Source organism: Pandoraea pneumonica (assembly GCF_049918595.1).
Classification (GTDB): Bacteria; Pseudomonadota; Gammaproteobacteria; order Burkholderiales; family Burkholderiaceae; genus Pandoraea; species Pandoraea pneumonica_A.
This window is the reverse complement of sequence record NZ_JBNCRZ010000009.1, coordinates 41,847-58,828: the sequence shown is the minus strand read 5'-3', so window position 1 is coordinate 58,828 and position 16,982 is coordinate 41,847. Positions and strand designations below refer to the sequence as shown.

Below are 16,982 nucleotides of genomic sequence, written 5' to 3'. Positions count from 1 at the left end.
GTGTGGGTGCGCCGCGCGCGGGGGGTCGGGGGCGGGGGGGCGACGTGGGGGGGGGGGGTCCCGCGCCGGGGGCCCGCCCCCCGTTTCCCAACGCGATTAACGGGGAGCGACGAAAACGGGGGCCGGCCCGGCGGCCGACCACCGAGCTATGAGATTAATCAACGCACTGCCCGCCAATCCGCGTTATGCGCAGCCAGCCAGTTCTCAGCTAGCGCCGGATCCCCATGATTGTTCGGATGAAACCCCGTCGACATGTACTTCAGCATCGGCCCGGTGCAACGCCAAACCACGCCATCGCGCCCGAAGAACATCGTCGTGAACCCCCACCACGTACTCGGCTTGAACAACGAACCGTCACGCCACAAGTTGCTGATCGTCTGCGCGTGACTCTCGAGCGCAAACATCATCAACACATACACATACGTGAGAACGCGCATCCGCTCGCTACCACCCAAGGCGCGATACAGATCGAACGCTACCGCCTTGTGCTCAGTCTCTTCCGCCGCATGCCAACGCCACATCAAGCGCATCTTTGGTTCTGCCTTCGCCAGCCAGCGGTCATAACGCAATGCTCCGTCGCCAAACACCGCCGTGCAGTGCTCATACGCCGCCGTTACCGCCAGCATGTACATCGGCGACAGCTTGCGGCGCCGCGCAAATTGGATCCGGCGCGTCGCCCAGTTTTCCCAATGATTCACCAAACCTTGCTTGGTCAACTGCGCGTTGTACTGCCCATGCAAGTGGCGATGCGTCGCCTCTTGCCCAATGAACTGCGCAATGTCGGCGCGCAACTTGTCGTAGCGCGCATCCTCGGGCAGACGATCCATCGTGTCACGAACGGAGTCGATAAACGATTGCTCCCCGACCGGGAAACTCATCGACAGCGCGTTGTAATACATCGTCCGGTACGCATCCCCGCTGTGCCAGTAGCGGTCGAAGCCGCTCGCCAGATCGACGGTCAGCTTGCGGACGGTCAGGGCGGAAGTGTCAGTGGTCATGGCGCTTGCCTCTCAAATTGGGTTGCTGGAATCGCTGCCGCCGGTTTTTTGTGACACCCGCGAGTCGTTGCTTGAATTCCGTAGCGAATGTGAGCATTATTCATTTCTCGCGCGCTTTGCCGCAACTCGCTTCCCACTCAGGTTTTTCGACATGTCCACACCGAAATCGCCCGCACCGCTGGGTGCCCCGTCCACTATGCGAAAGCGGCCGATGCAAGCTCGCGCGCAACACACCGTGGAGACCATTTTCGAAGCGACTGCTCAGGTTCTCGATGAGGAAGGCGAAGGCGCCCTGACCACCAATCGCATCGCCAAAAAGGCCGGATTCTCGATTGGCACCCTGTATCAGTACTTCCCGACCAAGGAAGCCATCCTGCTCGCGATGATCGCCCGCGAACGCCGTCGCGTGATGGACGAGCTCAACGAGCGGCTCGCCCGGGCAGCGGAGGAGGGGGCCGACCCCGAACGTGTGATTCGCGAGCGGCTGCGCGTATTGATCGAAGCCTTCGGCTCCGGCGGACGCGTGAAGCGCTCGCTCATCAAGATGGCCTGGCAACTCGACCACCACGAAAACATCATGCAAGCCCTGCGCGAAGCGTCGGAACACATCGCTATCGCCATGGCCCGGCGCGATGCACCCGGCATGCGCCCACCCACCGCCGCGACGGTGTTCGTGCTGACCCGCGCGGTGATGGGGACGCTGCGCTCGGCAGCCCTCGAAGACTCGCCATTGCTTGGCACTCCGGAATTCGAAGACGAGCTTTACCGGTTATGCTGGGGCGTTTTGCGCGCAGACGTATGAAGGTGGTTTGACCGTGATTTGAAGGTGGTTTGCGCATCGCTTAGCTGTCCTCCCCCCGTCGCACAAAGGAAACGCATTCCATGGGCGAAATCGTTAAGGCGGTAAGCATTCTGGCCGGCGGCGTCGGCATCTTTCTGATCGGCATGTCGATGATGTCCGACGGCCTGAAACTCGCCGCGGGACCGGCCCTCGAACGCATCCTCGCAGGTGCCACACGTACGCGATGGCAAGCCTTCGCTTCAGGTGTGCTTGTCACCGCGATCACGCAGTCGTCGTCGGTCGTGACCATCGCGACCATCGGCTTCGTCAACGCCGGTCTGCTCAAACTCGGCGGCGCCCTCTGGCTGATGTTCGGCTCGAACCTCGGCTCGACGATGATGGGCTGGATCGTCGCCGTCATCGGGCTGAAATTCAATATCGACGCGTTTGCGCTGCCGATGATCGCCGTCGGCGTAGCACTGCGCCTGACCGGCTCCGGCTCGCGGCGTGGCGCCATCGGCGGCGCGCTCGCGGGCTTCGGCCTGCTCTTTTTCGGTATCTCGCTGCTGCAATCGGCATTTATCGATATGGCCGGGGCGATTCGCATGCCGGACGGCGAAGGGCCGCTCGATGTGCTGCTGCAAGTGGTCGTCGGCTTCGTGCTGACGTGCATCGTGCAATCGTCTGCCGCCGCCATGGCGATCACGCTGACCGCCGCGCAAAACGGCATGCTGAGCGCGCAGGGCGCGGCCGCTGTGGTGATCGGTGCGAACGTCGGCACGACGGTCACGGCCGTCATCGCGGGCATTGGCGCGACGCCCAACGCACGGCGGGCAGCCATGGCGCACGTGGCATTCAACGTCGTCGCGGCGTTGGTGGCGTTGCTTCTGCTGCCATGGATGATCGGTGCGATTACCGCCGGTATGCGCTGGCTCGGTTACGCCGACGATCCCGCGATCAAGCTCGCCATTTTCCACACCACTTTCAATGTGCTCGGCGTGCTGCTGATGATTCCGCTAGCCACGCCGTTGTTGCATTGGCTTGAGCGACGCTTCCGCACTCGAGAGGAAGACGAAGGCGCGCCGCAGTTTCTCGACGATAACGTGCTGCAAGTGCCGCAACTGGCGGTAGAAGCCCTGAAACACGAAGTGGATCGACTCGGCGACATGTGTCGACACATGGTGCGCGGCGCGCTGCTTGGCACGAGTGCAGGCGCACTCTCGCAAGAGCACGCCTCGGTGACACGGCTGGGCGGCGCCTGTCAGACGTTTGCCGAACGCATGAGCCGCGTGGCGATGGAGGCAGGGGCGGCACAAGCGCTCGCCAATACGCTGCGCACATTGCGCTATTACGAAAGTGCCGCCGAGCAAGCCGTGGCCGCCGCCGCGCTGCGCGATCAGACGAACACCGCGACAGGGCTGACCGATGTCTACAACGCCTTCGTGCGCGAAGCGACAGCGTTGCTCGATCACGTGGAGGGCGATGCGATGCCTGCCGATGGCGGCCAGTCGCTCACAACGCATGCGTCGGCGATGGAAGCGTCTTACGGTGGGCTCAAGGCGAAGCTGCTTGCCGACGGTGCAGCAGGCACCGTACGTATTGCCGTGATGGAAGAAGCCCTGCGCCGCTACAGTGCGTTGCGTCGCGCGCTGCAACAAACGGTGAAGGCGAGCACGCGGCTGGCGAGAGGCACCGATCCGATCGATTGATCGTTTTGACGAGGTTGGGCCTTCTCAAGCCATCTGATATGCCATGGGCGTGGCCCGCATACCGTCGTCGCAAGATTCTTCGCCTCGCGACACGAACCCGAGCGCCTGATAGAACGGATAGGCGTACGGCGACGCGTAAAGTGTGACTTCGCGAATGTCGGGATGATGCGTGCCCAAATGCACGCACGCGTGGTTCCACAGACGACTGCCAATACCTTGGCGTGCTTTGACGGGATCGACGAATAGCATGCGCAACCACGTGGGCTTCGGCATGATAAGTACGCCCGTCATGACACCAGCATCGAACCATCCGATGCAATAGCGATGTGCTTCGTCACCGGTTTGGAGCATGGCAGCGGAGACCGCCGCACAAAATGACTCGCTCGCTTCCATCGACCAGTCTGGCGCGACATAGTGCGTGAAGCTCTTTCGAACGAGCCGAGCCGCGTCTTCATAGTCGTTATCCGAGAGCCGGTGAATACCGAAACGCATCGGCTCGTCGTGCTGAGAATGTGCCATTCGATGTCGTCGTGTGAGGCGTTGCGGAGAGTGAAAGATATTGTGTCGCCGCCGTGTGACCGTTTGGCTCAGTGCCCCCGACCCTCACATCGGGATGTTGCTGCGTCGCGTCACCCCATCTTGCGCGACATGAAACGCCCCGCTAGAATCCGCAATTGATTGATGGCAGTCGGTGGCGATTCATGTGACTCACATGATGATGTGCCGGTGCCACGTAAGCGTTCACGTCAACCAACGCATTCTCCGCGACAGCGGTCGGTCAGTCCGGCTTATCAAGCGAGGGATGTGCGTTCGTATGGCGATCGCCGGACAATGTTTTCCATTGCACCGGTCCTCCTCCGCGCTGCGTATTCTCTTTCCCTGATTCCCCCGGTGACCCTCTGCGTCGCGGTCGTTCGACCGCCGGCTAGCGCTCGATTTGTCATGCGCGCCGGTCTTACGTGGAGTCTTTTCGTATGTCGTCTTCTGCTGCATCGCCCGCTCAGGCGGCGCTCGCACCTGCCAACGCCACAGCGTTGCTCGTGCGCTTCTCTCTCAACGTGTTTCTCGCCTGCCTGACCATCGGCATGTCGCTCTCGGTTGTGCCGCTGTTCGTGCATGACACGCTCGGCTATCACAACGTCGTCGTCGGCTTTGCCGTCGGCATTCAATCGCTCGCTACGGTGCTCACGCGTAAGTTCGCGGGACGGACGGCCGATCAACGAGGGGCGCGCGTTGCCCTTCAACGTGGGTTGTTTTTCGTCTCGCTCTCGGGCGTCGCGCTGCTCGCCACCAGTTGGCTTGTGCTGCCCGCCGCGCCTCGTCTTGGCGTACTTACCGTTGCGCGACTGTTGCTTGGCGTCGGCGAGAGTCTCGTCATCACCGGCACACTCACGTATGCGATCGGTAGTCTCGGCGCACCGCAATCAGGCCGCGTGATGTCGTGGACCGGCGCCGCCATCTTCGGCGCGCTCGCCGTGGGAGCGCCGGTGGGGCTGACGCTCTACAGCGTCACGTCGCTCGCCGGTGTTGCCATCGCGATCTGCCTGCTGCCGCTCCTCGGATGGTGCGTGATTGCGCGCATTCCGGCGGTAGCCCCCGCGCATCACGAAGGCGGTGCGTTGCCGTATTCGCAGGTGCTGCGGATCGTCTTTCTGCCCGGTCTCGCCCTTGCGTTGCAAGGCGTCGGTTTCGCGGTGGTCGGCGCGTTCGTGGTGCTGTTCTTCGACTCCGCACGTTGGTCGGGGGCGGCACTCGCACTGTCGGCGTTCGGGGCGGCGTTCGTGTTGATGCGTCTCATCGGCGGACGCTGGCCGGAGCGGTTCGGCAATCTGCGTGTTGCGCAAATTTCGATGATCGTGGAAGCGCTGGGATTGTTGCTGGTCTGGCAAGCACCGGGTGCTGGGCTGGCGTTGGTTGGCACCGCGCTTGCCGGGGCCGGTGCATCGCTGATCTTTCCTTCGCTGGGTATCGAAGTCGTCAAGCGCGCCCCGGCGGCGAGTCGCGGCACGAGTCTGGGGACTTATGCCGCGTTTCAAGACATCGCCATTTTGCTGACCGGACCGCTCGCAGGGGCCGTTGCCAACCCGTTCGGCTATCGTGCCGTGTTTCTTTGCGGCGGTGTCGCGGCCGTACTCGGTGCGGTGGTGGTCGTCACATTGCGTGCACGTCACCGCTGATCCAGCAACCGGCGGCGGCATCGAGTGGGTCACGTAGTGTCACGGTGATGGCAGAGGGATGTCCCATCGCCACACCCTGACGCACCACGACGCCACGCTCGCCCGGTGCCAGCCAACCGTAACGGCGTGCGCCGTATAGCAGCGCGGCGGCTGCGATGCCGGTCGCCGCATCTTCTGGGTAGCCGGACGAACGCGGGAACTGGCGGGCTTGCAATACGGGCAGTGTCTTGCCGTCGCCTGCCGATTCCCGTGCGCAGGGGTAAAGCCCGGTCGAGCCAATGGCATCGCAGGTGGCAAGCATGGTCGAGAAATCGGGCTGAAGCGCTTGCAGTTGTTCAACGTTACGCAGCGGCACCAACGTCTTCACCCGGCTAGTGGCGGCGTTGCATATGCCTTCGGGCGCAATGTCGTCGGGCGAGATGCGCAGCGTCGCGCAAATGGCGGCGATTGCACTGGCGTCGAGAATCGGTTCGGTGCGTCCGGCCGGTTGGCTCACTTCGATGTGTTCACTGTCGGCGGCTAGCTGGCCGTCGACCAGACCGCTCAACGTTTCGATTTTGACGGGCTTGCCATCCCATCGCCCAGCGCGGCGTAGCACCCACAGCGACCCCAGCGTCGCGTGTCCGCACATCTCCATTTCATGATTCGGCACGAAGAATCGGAAACGCCACGCGTTACCCGCATGTTCTGGCGCCATGACGAACGCACTCTCGTGACCGTAATGCGCTGCAACGCTACGCATCTCGTCAGGGCGCATCGCATCGGCGTCGAGCACGATAGGGGCGGGGTTGCCACCATTGGTGGCAGCAGGAAAGACGCTCACCAGCGAGACGGTGGCGGGAGCGGGAAGCGAGGGTGAGGTGTGCGGCGTCATAGGCTTACGAAGTTCGTTGTCTACGAAAGATTACGCGCTGCGCTGGCGGCGCGTAAGCCTCATCGAAAAGGTATTTTCGGATTCGGCGCGGCATCGACTTGCGTGTCAGTGCTCGTGTTGCCCGCAGCGAGCGGGATTTCGCGTCTGACAGCGGTACGAACAGTGTGCAATGTCAGTTCACGCAATGCGTCACATTGTTGCGACATATGAAACAGGATGCGCTTTCAGAAAATAACCATTGACTGAATCAGTGCTCGAAGTCGAGCGGCGCTCGATGGTTTACAATCGCGCCGGCCTCCCAAAAACGAAAGGGGATGGCAGGGTGAGAACCGTGGCGCAGCGGCCTATCCGGCTGAGGCGCGACGTCCGGAGACAATGCCTCCGGACCCCGTGTGATGCATTCTCGTCACACGAGAATCGTGCGGTCTGAGAGAGCAGTCGAGTGGGTAAGGCGGCGTGATCGGTGCGAGTGGTCCGTGGGCAGCGTTGCAGTAGCAGTTTTGGCTGCGAGGGCAGCCAACGATCGAAGTGGAGACCATGAGTACTATCGCTAGCGGTACCAATACCGGCGCACGCACGCGCGAAATCGAGGCGCAAGCCTACGCGAAAGCCACCTGGCGTTTGTTGCCATTCTTGTTCCTGTGTTACGTCGCGGCCTACCTCGACCGCGTGAACGTGGGCTTCGCCAAGCTGCAAATGCTGAACGATCTTCAGTTCAGCGAGACGGTGTACGGTCTGGGGGCCGGCATCTTCTTCATCGGTTACTTCTTCTTCGAAGTGCCGAGCAACATCATCATGCACAAGGTCGGTGCGCGCCGCTGGATCGCCCGCATCATGATCACGTGGGCCGTGCTCTCGGCCGCAACGCTGCTCGTCAAGACGCCCACGCAGTTCTATCTGGTGCGCTTCTTCCTCGGGGTGGCCGAAGCGGGCTTCTTCCCGGGCATCGTGCTGTACCTCACCTACTGGTTCCCGGCGCAGCGCCGTGGCCGCATGAACGCGCTGTTCATGATCGGTATTCCTATCGCCGGTGTGTTCGGCGGCCCGCTCTCGGGCTGGATTCTCGCGGCGTTCAACGGCGTGGGTGGTTGGGCGGCATGGCAGTGGCTGTTCTTCATCGAAGCCATTCCGTCGGTGATTCTCGGTGTCGTCACGCTGATGTACCTGCCGAACGGCATTCGTGCGGCCAAGTGGTTGACGGACGAAGAGAAGACGATTCTCGAGAACAACATCGCACAAGACAGCGCTGGCAAGGCCCAGCACTCGATCGGCTCGGTGTTCACCAACGGCCGCGTGTGGCTGATGGCGCTGATCTACTTCTGCTGCATGATGGGCCTCTATGGCATCGGCTTCTACCTGCCGACGCTGATCAAAGCCAGCGGTGTGAAGAACGCACTCGACGTGGGCCTGCTGACGGCCATTCCTTACGCTTGCGCCGTGGTGAGTATGATCACCGTGGCTCGCAGCTCGGACCGCACGCGTGAGCGCCGTTGGCACTTCGCGATCGTGTCGTTTGCTGGCGCCGTTGGCCTGTATCTGAGCACGGTGTGGGGCAATAACGTGCCGCTGGCCATGGTCGCACTGTCGATCGGCACGGCAGGTATGCTCGCCACGATGCCGGTGTTCTGGACGTACCCGAGCGCACTGCTCGTGGGCGGCTCGGCGGCGGCGGCCATTGGCATGATCAACTCGATCGGTAACTTGGCCGGTTTCGTGAGCCCGTTCATCATCGGCTGGCTCAAGGACGTGACGCAAAGCACGAACGCAGGGATGTACTGCGTGTCGGCGGCGCTTGCCCTGGGTGCCGTGCTGGCACTCACGCAGTCGAAGGAGCAGGTCAACCGCTGATGCGGAGTCTGTGAGTCTTACGCCACCCGGCCTGCGTCGGGTGGTGAAGCCAACAAAAAAGCCGGCAATTTGCCGGCTTTTTTGTTGCTGCTGTCCTACCTATTTACGCCTTGGCGACGCTTTCCAGCGCAGCGTTGAACGTCTTGCTCGGGCGCATCACCTGATCGAGCTTCGCGAAGTCCGGCTTGTAGTAGCCGCCGATGTCGGTCGGCTTACCTTGCACGTCGGCGAGTTCGCCCACGATGGTCTTCTCGTTTTCGGTCAGTTGCTTGGCCAGCGGCGCGAACTGCTTGGCCAACTCGGCGTCGTCCTTCTGAGCGGCCAGTTCCTGCGCCCAGTACATCGACAGATAGAACTGGCTGCCGCGGTTGTCCAGCTCGCCAGTCTTCGGCGACGGACCCTTGTTGTTGTCGAGCAGCTTGCCCGTGGCAGCGTCGAGCGTCTTGGCGAGAATCTTCGCGCGCTCGTTACCCGTCTTGATGCCCAGGTCTTCCAGCGACACGGCCAGCGCCAGGAATTCGCCGAGCGAGTCCCAACGCAGGTGGTTTTCTTCCACCAGTTGCTTGACGTGCTTCGGTGCCGAACCGCCAGCACCCGTTTCGTACATACCGCCACCGGCCATCAACGGCACGATCGACAGCATCTTGGCGCTGGTGCCCAGTTCCATGATCGGGAACAGGTCGGTCAGGTAGTCGCGCAGAATGTTACCGGTCACCGAGATGGTGTCCAGACCGCGGATCACGCGCTCCAGGGTGTAACGCATGGCGCGCACTTGCGACATGATCTGGATATCGAGACCGTTGGTGTCGTAATCCTTCAGGTACGTTTCGACCTTCTTGATCAGTTCGGCTTCGTGCGGACGGTACGGGTCGAGCCAGAACACGGCCGGCATGCCCGAGTTACGCACGCGGTTCACGGCGAGCTTCACCCAGTCGCGAATCGGCGCGTCCTTGACCTGGCACATACGCCAGATGTCGCCCGCTTCCACGTTTTGCGAGAGCAGCACTTCGCCCGTCGCGATGTCGACAATGTTCGCCACGCCGTCTTCAGCGATTTCGAACGTCTTGTCGTGCGAGCCGTACTCTTCTGCCTTCTGCGCCATCAGGCCAACGTTCGGCACCGTACCCATCGTGGTCGGATCGAAGTTGCCGTTGGTTTTGCAGAAGTTGATGATTTCCTGATAGATACGCGCGAACGTGCTTTCCGGAATCACAGCCTTGGTGTCCTTCGGACGACCATCGGCACCCCACATCTTGCCGCCGATGCGGATCATGGCCGGCATCGAGGCGTCGACGATCACGTCGTTCGGCGCGTGCAGGTTCGAGATGCCCTTGGCCGAATCGACCATCGCCAATTCCGGACGGTGCTCATGGCACGCGTGCAGATCGCGGATGACTTCTTCGCGCTGCGTGCTCGGCAGCGTTTCGAGCTTTTCGTACAGATTGACCAGACCGTTGTTGACGTTCACGCCCAGTTGGTCGAACAGCTTGCCGTGCTTCTCGAAGGCGTCCTTGTAGAAGATCTTCACGGCGTGGCCGAACACGATCGGGTGCGAGACCTTCATCATGGTGGCCTTCACGTGCAGCGAGAACATGACACCGGTCTCGCGCGCATCTTCCATCTGTGCTTCGTAGAACTCGCACAGTGCCTTCTTGCTCATGAACATGCTGTCGATGATTTCGCCGTCGAGCAGCGAGACCTTCGGCTTGAGCACGATCGTCTTGCCGCTGTTGGTGACGAGTTCCATCTTGACGTCACGGGCACGATCGATCGTCATCGACTTTTCGCCGTGATAGAAGTCGCCGTGCGTCATGTGCGCCACGTGGGTGCGCGAAGCCATGCTCCACTTGCCCATGCTGTGCGGGTGCTTCTTGGCGTAGTTCTTGACGGCGAGCGGGGCGCGGCGATCCGAGTTGCCTTCACGCAGCACCGGGTTCACGGCCGAGCCGAGGCATTTCGAGTAACGCTTTTGAATCGCTTTCTCTTCGTCGGTCTTCGGGTCTTCCGGATAGTCCGGCACCTTGTAGCCCTTCGATTGCAATTCTTTGATCGCGCTCTGGAGCTGGAACACCGATGCGCTGATGTTCGGTAGCTTGATGATGTTCGTGTCCGGGTTTTGCGTCAGACGGCCCAGTTCGGCCAGGTTGTCCGGCACGCGCTGGTCTTCGGTCAGAAACTCGGGGAACTCACCGAGAATACGGCCCGAGACCGAAATGTCGCTCGTGTCGACCGCCACGCCGGCCGGCGCGGTGAACGTACGAATGATCGGGAGGAAGGAGCTCGTGGCCAGAAGCGGAGCTTCGTCGGTCAGGGTGTAGATGATGCTGGGTTGCTGCTTACTCATCGCGAAGTCTCGAATCCAAGAATCAGGAAAAGGTGGGGGAACGCCGCCGACTGGAAACAGCCCGGTAGCCATGTGCGAATTTCCCCGATTGTGACACGGGTCGGGGGCAAAACTGAAATGCCTTTTCGTAATGTGAAGGCTTAGGTCTTATATAAGACTTGCCCTATAGGCCCCGTGAGACCGTGCAAACGCCCGCAGCATGCGGCACTCGGCCCGTGGGGCGGACGCGCGAGACGGGCAAAGCAGGCCGCGCGATCGTCCGTTGACGAGCACGCAGCGACAAATGCGAACGAATTGTCGCGAAAAAGCAAGCGCAGAAACGCGTTTGACGACGTTCTGATTCGCTTTGGTGATGCTTGGGAATTAAAGTGCGCGAGAGGAAGTTGCGCAAGAATCAGTATTTCGGAGGAGGGCTTTTCCGTCTCGGGGACTGACTCACCGCTGAGTCGGAAAAGCCTGAAATACTGGTGGGTGGTACAGGGATTGAACCTGTGACCCCTGCCGTGTGAAGGCAGTGCTCTACCGCTGAGCTAACCACCCAAATCATTAACTAAATCAATGACTTAGTGTTGATTGCTGAAGCTTTCGTTTCGCAATCAGGAGCAGAACTTTAACTGTTTTCGCAGAAGTCTGCAACCTTTCTTTTAAATCTTTTTTGCTGCCGTCGTGATGATATCTCTCGATCACTTCACGTCGTTTCTTGCGATGACTCGCAAGCAGCAAAGACAGCGATTATAGGGACGTTTGTTGCGCTTGGGAAGGGGTTCTTGCGAAAAAATCGCAAAAATTATCGGCTCACGCTGCGGGGGCCGCTTCACCTTCCGGCGGTGCTGGTTCTGTACGCCAAACGCACGTGCCCTTGATGCCCTTGTCGATCTCGCTGAGTACGCCGTCGTGCAGCGCGACTTCTTCGGCCGCAGCCTGAATGACCGGCAATTCGAACTGGCGCAGCGAGATCTTTTCGCGTTGCGCACCGCCTTCTTCATCGTCCTCACCGGCGTCGATCACCAGACTCTTCTGTCCGCGCGTCATGGCCAGATACACGTCGGCCAACAACTCCGCGTCGAGCAGTGCGCCGTGCAACGTGCGGTGCGCGTTGTTCACACCGAGCCGTTCGCAAAGCGCGTCGAGCGAGTTGCGCTTGCCCGGGAACATCTCGCGGGCGCGCAGCAGCGTATCGATCAGGCTCGAACAATGCTCCATGAATGGCGGCCAGCCCATACGGCCGAACTCCATGTCAAGGAAGCCCAAGTCGAACGCCGCGTTGTGAATGATGATCTCGGCGCCGCGGCAGTATTCGCGCAGCTCTTCGGCGACGTCCGCAAACTTCGGCTTGTCCGAGAGGAATTCGGTCGTCAGGCCGTGCACCGCCAATGCGCCCGGATCGCTGTCGCGCTCGGGGTTGATATAGAAGTGCAGGTTGTTGCCGGTCAGGCGCCGATTGACCAGTTCTACGCAACCGATTTCCAGCAGGCGGTCCCCCGTTCGTGGATTCAGGCCAGTGGTTTCGGTATCGAGAATGAGTTGTCGCATGGTGTTCGGTATCTTTCGGAATTGGCGTGCTGCATGGGGCGGGCGTTCAGCCAGAATCTACGCAGCAGGGGGCAGGGCTTACGCCCCGCGCAGACTCTCGACGCCGCGATTGGCCAACTGGTCGGCGGCTTCGTTGCCCGGATGGCCCGCGTGGCCTTTCACCCAGCGCCACTCGATGTCGTGCTTTTGCGAGACGGCGTCGAGCAACTGCCAGAGGTCGGCGTTCTTCACGGGTTCTTTCGCAGCGGTTTTCCAGCCGCGCGCCTTCCACCCGTGAATCCACTCGCTGATGCCTTTCTGCACATATTGCGAATCGGTATGAAGCACCACCTGGCAGGGCTTATTCAGCGCCTCGAGCGCGCGGATCACCGCGAGCAGCTCCATCCGGTTATTGGTGGTGTTGGCTTCGCCGCCAAACATTTCCTTGCGGTGTTGCCCCGCGACGAGCAGGGCGCCCCAGCCGCCGGGGCCGGGATTGCCTTTGCAGGCACCGTCGGTATAGATATCAACTTGCGGCAAGGTCATCTCTCAAACAATCAATCAGGCAGGTCGGCCACTTCGGCAATCTTGCGATGCGTCGTGTTGGGCGTGGCCACCGGCGCCGCAGCCGGCTGGAGACCGAGTATACGCTTGCGCACTTTACCGACCAAGCGCATGCCGCGCACGCGCTTGACCGCACGCACGGCGTAAAGGGCGCCAAAGATCGGCCACCACCGGTCGCCAGCCGGTTCCATGAAATCGAACCGTTGCAGCCAATGCTCGCCTCGTAGCGGCGGGCGGTAGCAACCGAAACGGCCACGGTCGATATCGAACGACAGCAGCTTGAGCCAGTCTTTGAGCCGGGTGAACGCAATGAGATCGGCCCCCGGCGGCAGGAACGGCGCACCAGCGAGCTTGCCCAACTCTTCGCGTGCGCCCCACAGACTCAAATTGTTGAACCCGGTGATGATGACTTGCCCCTCAGGCACGAGAATGCGCTCGACTTCACGCAAGATGTCGTGCGGATTCTCGGCAAATTCGAGCACGTGCGGCAGCACCACAAGATCAGTGCTCGCCGTCGCAATGGGCAATTCGTCGAAGCGGCTCACGAGGATGTCGCGCGTGACCATCTCGGGCATCACGGGCGACGCGGTCTCGCACGACGGGTTGCCGGTGAGGTTGCTCGTATCGGTGGTATCTCTGGCCGCCTTCGTCATGAGAGGCGGTGCTTCGACGCCACGCGGTGCGGTGAGGACGAGGCCCCGGTAGGGCATGCGGTTCTCGCGCAGCGTATCGAGCTCGGGGCGGCCGAGTTGCAGCGCATGATAGCCGAACAGATCCCCGACCCATTGATCGAAGAGGGCCTGTTCCCATGCGAGCGCGTAGCGGCCTGGCGGTGAGACGAGCCAAACGGGCCAGTCTATAATCGGACGTTCTGACATGGTGGCGAGTATATATGGATGCGCACGCAGATGCGGTGACCGGGCAGTCGACCGGTACACTGACCGTCTTTCCGGTCCCCGCGTTCCAAGATAATTATCTCTGGGTCGTCGACGACGGCAAAGATGCCGTCGTGGTCGATCCGGGCGACGCCGCACCGGTCCTCGCCTATCTCGATGCGCGCAAACTGACGCTGCGCGCCATTCTCATCACGCACAAGCATGCCGACCACGTCGGCGGTGTCGACGCGTTGCTCGAACGCTTCGATGTGCCCGTGCATGGCCCGGCGCACGAGGCGATCGCCTGCGTCGATCATCCGCATCACGATGGCGAGACATTCCACATCGACGCCCCGGCCATGTCGCTTAACGTGATCGACGTGCCCGGCCACACCTTGGGTCACATCGCTTACTTCCTTGGCGCGGGCCCGGCCGATGCGCCCCACCTGTTCTGCGGCGACACCCTGTTTTCGTGTGGGTGCGGACGTCTCTTCGAAGGCACCCCCGCGCAAATGCTCGCGTCGCTCGACAAGCTCGCTGCACTGCCACCGGCAACGCTCGTGCACTGCGCGCACGAATATACGCTATCGAATATTCGCTTTGCGCTGGCGGTCGACCCCGACAACAAAGCACTCGTCGCCTGGCACAACGAAGCCACGGCACTGCGTGCGGCCGGGCGTCCCACGCTGCCGACGACGCTCGCACAAGAGCGCGTCACCAACCCCTTCCTGCGCAGCGACGCCCCCGCGGTGGTGGCCGCGGCCGAAGCGCACGCGGGCCGCACTTCGCTCTCGCGTGAGGCTGTCTTCGCAACCGTGCGCGGCTGGAAAGATACGTTCCGTTAATCGGTCGTCATCACCGTTTGCCCTAATCTTGAGTACGTCAGACTGTCAACAGCCTGACGTGCCATGACTTCTGTCCTGAACCGAGCGTTGACACTTGCTCGCGTGCCTGCTCTTCCTTGTGTGATCGCCTCACCGATGACGTTTCGGTGTCATATCGATGGCATCGTATATGCGCAAAATGCGTGAAGTGCGTGTGGCGAAGCGTTCACAATTCAGTGCTTCGATCTAAGGAATAACCCTGATTTTTCGGGCATTTCGGGCGAAAATTTGCAAAAAATTTAGGCATAAAGGTTGACGCATCCGAAGGGTTTCCTTACCATCCTTGCCAATTTCATGAAGATGTCACCCTATTCGAGCCCGATCAATGCGACTTATCGTTAGCTTGCTCCTGACGCTGCTTCTGGCGGCTTGTGCCAGTACAGCGCCACCTACAGGTGCATCGAATTCCACGCCCCAAGCGCAGAGTAAGTCGCCGCTCGCATCGAATGCCAAGGGCAAGCAACGTGTGTCGAGCGATCAGACGATCGACCTCGATAACGACTCGATCAACGATCTGGCCTACGGCAGCGACGATGCCGACCTCTGGGCCCGCATCCGCCACGGCTTCGCCATCCCCGATCTCGATACCGATCTCGCGCAAGACCGCACGCAGTGGTACGCGCAGCGCCCCGAATACGTGGAGCGCATGATCGAGCGTTCGAACAAGTACCTGTTCCATATCGTTGAAGAACTCGAGCGCCGTCATATGCCGACGGAACTCGCGCTGCTGCCGTTCGTGGAAAGCGCCTACAACCCGCAAGCGCTCTCGACGGCCAAGGCCGCTGGCATGTGGCAGTTCATTCCGAGCACGGGCAAGACGTACAACCTCAAGCAGAACATGTTCCAGGACGAGCGCCGAGATGTGCTCGCGTCCACGACCGCCGCGCTGGACTATCTGTCGAAGCTCTATGCGATGTTCGGCGACTGGCACCTGGCACTCGCCGCCTACAACTGGGGTGAAGGCAATGTGCAGCGCGCCATCGACCGCAATCAGGCGCAAGGGCTGCCGACCGATTACCTGAGCCTGCGCATGCCGACCGAGACGCGTTACTACGTGCCGAAGTTGCAGGCCATCAAGAACATCATCGCGCACCCGGATCTCTACAGCGTGAAGCTGCCCGAGATTCCGAATCACCCGTATTTCGTGAGCGTGACCACCAAGCGCGACATCGACGTGGCACTCGCCGCGAAGCTGGCCGACCTGCCGCTCGATGAATTCCGTGCGCTCAACCCGTCGTTCCGCAAGCCGGTGATTCTCGGTGCTGCACAGCCGCAGATTCTGCTGCCGTTCGATAGCGCCGAAGTGTTCCAGAAGCGTTTGAAGGGTTACGACAAGCCGCTGTCGAGCTGGACGACCTACACCTCGGCGTCGCGCGAGCGTCCGGAAGATGTGGCGCGCAAGCTGGGCGTCGACGCTGCTGTGATCCGCTCGGTCAACAACATTGCACCGCGCATGCGTCTGAAGGCGGGTTCCACGCTGTTGGTGCCGCGCTCGGACGATATCGACGAAGACATTAGCGCTTCGGTCGCGACCAACGCCGTGCTGGCGCTGGAGCCGGATCTGCCCGATACCCGCAAGGTGATGGTGCGTGCCCGCAAGCACGACACGCTCGCCGCCGTGGCATCGCGCAGCGGTGTGTCCGTCGGGCAGATCAAAGGCTGGAACCACCTGCGCCGCGACACGCTGACCAGCGGCCAACTGCTGGTGTTGCACGTGCCGGTGAAAGATGCGTCGCGTGTGATCGCGGCATCGGCAGCCCCCGCCGCGCCGACCGCAGCCAGCAAGGATGACGACGATGCACCGCGCACGCGTCTGGTGAAGGGCAAGAACGGCAAGATGATTCGTGTGGTCGACCATCGCCCGGCCGCCAAGCCGACCAAGACGGTGGCGTCGAACACGAAGGCAGCCCCGGCGAAGACGGTCAGCAAAGCACCGGCAAAGACGGTTGCCAAGACCGCAGCGAAGCCTGCTGCCAAGGCCCCGGCCAAGGTCACGAAGACCGCCCAGCGCTAAAGTCGTCGCACCGCCGCCACGCATCGCTGGCGGACGTCGCAGCGCCAAAACAAAAACGCCCGTGAGGAAGCCCTCGCGGGCGTTTTGTTTTCAACCTCCGAAAAGACGTCGCCGCCGCGTGTCATCCCTTCGGAAAATTCCCATAAATGCTTATCCACTCGTTTCCTATGATGGAGACGCGGACGATGTCGTTCGCACTCATTCAATAAGGAGTGCTAAATGAATAAGGCAATGGCAACTGCGAAGGAAGTGACCGAACTCGAAGTGTTCGCCTCGGTGGATGCCACGCATGCGACGCGCGGCGTACTCGGCAACGACGTGGAGGGCATCACCGTTTTGCCGCTGTGCTTCAAGCCGATTTGCATTCCTACGTTGCCGCCGCTCACCGGGGGCAATGCCTGA

14 protein-coding genes and 1 tRNA gene are annotated in these 16,982 nt (G+C 61.4%); 7 read left to right on the top strand and 8 right to left on the bottom strand.

All coding sequences use genetic code 11. The features are described 5' to 3' along the window. Positions 1 to 158: 158 nt before the first annotated feature. Positions 159 to 998: a metal-dependent hydrolase gene (locus tag ACPWR9_RS25600; protein ID WP_426300554.1), complete on the bottom strand. Its 840-nt coding sequence runs from the start codon at positions 996 to 998 to the stop codon at positions 159 to 161. 151 nt (positions 999 to 1,149) lie between these two features. On the opposite strand from ACPWR9_RS25600, the gene ACPWR9_RS25595 reads away from it, so the two are divergent. Then, positions 1,150 to 1,800 carry a TetR/AcrR family transcriptional regulator gene (locus tag ACPWR9_RS25595; RefSeq protein WP_246182671.1) on the top strand — a complete coding sequence of 217 codons (651 nt, stop codon included), beginning with the start codon at positions 1,150 to 1,152 and terminating at the stop codon, positions 1,798 to 1,800. An 80-nt stretch (positions 1,801 to 1,880) separates the two neighbouring features. Then, the gene (locus tag ACPWR9_RS25590) at positions 1,881 to 3,488 is read left to right on the top strand and encodes a Na/Pi cotransporter family protein (protein ID WP_426300556.1); all 1,608 of its coding nucleotides are present in this window, start codon (positions 1,881 to 1,883) and stop codon (positions 3,486 to 3,488) included. Positions 3,489 to 3,512: 24 nt separating this feature from the next. Here ACPWR9_RS25590 and ACPWR9_RS25585 read toward each other — a convergent pair whose 3' ends face one another. Then, positions 3,513 to 4,007, bottom strand: a complete 495-nt coding sequence (locus tag ACPWR9_RS25585; RefSeq protein ID WP_426300558.1) for a GNAT family N-acetyltransferase — start codon at positions 4,005 to 4,007, stop codon at positions 3,513 to 3,515. Between the two features lie 455 nt (positions 4,008 to 4,462). Between ACPWR9_RS25585 and ACPWR9_RS25580 the strand changes: the two genes are divergently transcribed. Next, positions 4,463 to 5,665 carry an arabinose transporter gene (locus ACPWR9_RS25580; protein ID WP_426300560.1) on the top strand — a complete coding sequence of 401 codons (1,203 nt, stop codon included), beginning with the start codon at positions 4,463 to 4,465 and terminating at the stop codon, positions 5,663 to 5,665. On the opposite strand, the gene ACPWR9_RS25575 is transcribed toward ACPWR9_RS25580, so the two are convergent. After that, positions 5,640 to 6,539, bottom strand: coding sequence for a PhzF family phenazine biosynthesis protein (locus ACPWR9_RS25575; RefSeq protein WP_426300562.1), 900 nt, complete (start codon positions 6,537 to 6,539; stop codon positions 5,640 to 5,642). The genes ACPWR9_RS25580 and ACPWR9_RS25575 overlap by 26 nt on opposite strands. Before the next feature lie 537 nt (positions 6,540 to 7,076). On the opposite strand from ACPWR9_RS25575, the gene ACPWR9_RS25570 reads away from it, so the two are divergent. After that, entirely contained in the window at positions 7,077 to 8,387 is a 1,311-nt protein-coding gene (locus ACPWR9_RS25570; RefSeq protein ID WP_150681420.1) for an MFS transporter, read from the top strand. A gap of 103 nt (positions 8,388 to 8,490) precedes the next feature. On the opposite strand, the gene ACPWR9_RS25565 is transcribed toward ACPWR9_RS25570, so the two are convergent. From ACPWR9_RS25565 to ACPWR9_RS25545, 5 genes are all read right to left on the bottom strand, one after another. Further along, on the bottom strand, positions 8,491 to 10,731 hold the full coding sequence (locus tag ACPWR9_RS25565) for an NADP-dependent isocitrate dehydrogenase (protein ID WP_150681419.1): 2,241 nt from the start codon (positions 10,729 to 10,731) through the stop codon (positions 8,491 to 8,493). A 465-nt stretch (positions 10,732 to 11,196) separates the two neighbouring features. Beyond that, positions 11,197 to 11,271: transfer RNA gene (locus tag ACPWR9_RS25560), tRNA-Val, on the bottom strand. Positions 11,272 to 11,526: 255 nt separating this feature from the next. Beyond that, a complete protein-coding gene (gene dnaQ, locus ACPWR9_RS25555; RefSeq protein WP_426300564.1) occupies positions 11,527 to 12,264 on the bottom strand; it encodes a DNA polymerase III subunit epsilon in 738 nt (245 codons plus the stop codon). Positions 12,265 to 12,342: 78 nt separating this feature from the next. Continuing rightward, entirely contained in the window at positions 12,343 to 12,789 is a 447-nt protein-coding gene (gene rnhA / locus ACPWR9_RS25550; RefSeq protein WP_426300566.1) for a ribonuclease HI, read from the bottom strand. A gap of 11 nt (positions 12,790 to 12,800) precedes the next feature. Further along, on the bottom strand, positions 12,801 to 13,685 hold the full coding sequence (locus ACPWR9_RS25545; protein WP_426300568.1) for a methyltransferase domain-containing protein: 885 nt from the start codon (positions 13,683 to 13,685) through the stop codon (positions 12,801 to 12,803). A 14-nt stretch (positions 13,686 to 13,699) separates the two neighbouring features. Between ACPWR9_RS25545 and gloB the strand changes: the two genes are divergently transcribed. The 3 genes from gloB to ACPWR9_RS25530 all read left to right on the top strand — a co-directional run bounded on the left by gloB (position 13,700) and on the right by ACPWR9_RS25530 (position 16,982). After that, positions 13,700 to 14,527, top strand: a complete 828-nt coding sequence (gloB, locus tag ACPWR9_RS25540; protein ID WP_426300570.1) for a hydroxyacylglutathione hydrolase — start codon at positions 13,700 to 13,702, stop codon at positions 14,525 to 14,527. 364 nt (positions 14,528 to 14,891) lie between these two features. Then, entirely contained in the window at positions 14,892 to 16,580 is a 1,689-nt protein-coding gene (locus ACPWR9_RS25535; protein ID WP_426300572.1) for a transglycosylase SLT domain-containing protein, read from the top strand. Positions 16,581 to 16,799: 219 nt separating this feature from the next. After that, the gene (locus ACPWR9_RS25530) at positions 16,800 to 16,982 is read left to right on the top strand and encodes a hypothetical protein (RefSeq protein WP_426300574.1); all 183 of its coding nucleotides are present in this window, start codon (positions 16,800 to 16,802) and stop codon (positions 16,980 to 16,982) included.

Excerpts from the sequence above, each read along its gene's own strand:
- gloB (WP_426300570.1), top strand. The coding sequence starts at position 13,700 with ATGGATGCGCACGCAGATGCGGTGACCGGGCAGTCGACCGGTACACTG.
- ACPWR9_RS25595 (WP_246182671.1), top strand. The coding sequence starts at position 1,150 with ATGTCCACACCGAAATCGCCCGCACCGCTGGGTGCCCCGTCCACTATG.
- ACPWR9_RS25600 (WP_426300554.1), bottom strand. The coding sequence starts at position 998 with ATGACCACTGACACTTCCGCCCTGACCGTCCGCAAGCTGACCGTCGAT.
- ACPWR9_RS25545 (WP_426300568.1), bottom strand. The coding sequence starts at position 13,685 with ATGTCAGAACGTCCGATTATAGACTGGCCCGTTTGGCTCGTCTCACCG.
- ACPWR9_RS25565 (WP_150681419.1), bottom strand. The coding sequence starts at position 10,731 with ATGAGTAAGCAGCAACCCAGCATCATCTACACCCTGACCGACGAAGCT.
- ACPWR9_RS25535 (WP_426300572.1), top strand. The coding sequence starts at position 14,892 with ATGCGACTTATCGTTAGCTTGCTCCTGACGCTGCTTCTGGCGGCTTGT.
- rnhA (WP_426300566.1), bottom strand. The coding sequence starts at position 12,789 with ATGACCTTGCCGCAAGTTGATATCTATACCGACGGTGCCTGCAAAGGC.
- ACPWR9_RS25530 (WP_426300574.1), top strand. The coding sequence starts at position 16,800 with ATGAATAAGGCAATGGCAACTGCGAAGGAAGTGACCGAACTCGAAGTG.
- ACPWR9_RS25580 (WP_426300560.1), top strand. The coding sequence starts at position 4,463 with ATGTCGTCTTCTGCTGCATCGCCCGCTCAGGCGGCGCTCGCACCTGCC.
- ACPWR9_RS25570 (WP_150681420.1), top strand. The coding sequence starts at position 7,077 with ATGAGTACTATCGCTAGCGGTACCAATACCGGCGCACGCACGCGCGAA.
- ACPWR9_RS25575 (WP_426300562.1), bottom strand. The coding sequence starts at position 6,539 with ATGACGCCGCACACCTCACCCTCGCTTCCCGCTCCCGCCACCGTCTCG.
- dnaQ (WP_426300564.1), bottom strand. The coding sequence starts at position 12,264 with ATGCGACAACTCATTCTCGATACCGAAACCACTGGCCTGAATCCACGA.
- ACPWR9_RS25590 (WP_426300556.1), top strand. The coding sequence starts at position 1,881 with ATGGGCGAAATCGTTAAGGCGGTAAGCATTCTGGCCGGCGGCGTCGGC.
- ACPWR9_RS25585 (WP_426300558.1), bottom strand. The coding sequence starts at position 4,007 with ATGGCACATTCTCAGCACGACGAGCCGATGCGTTTCGGTATTCACCGG.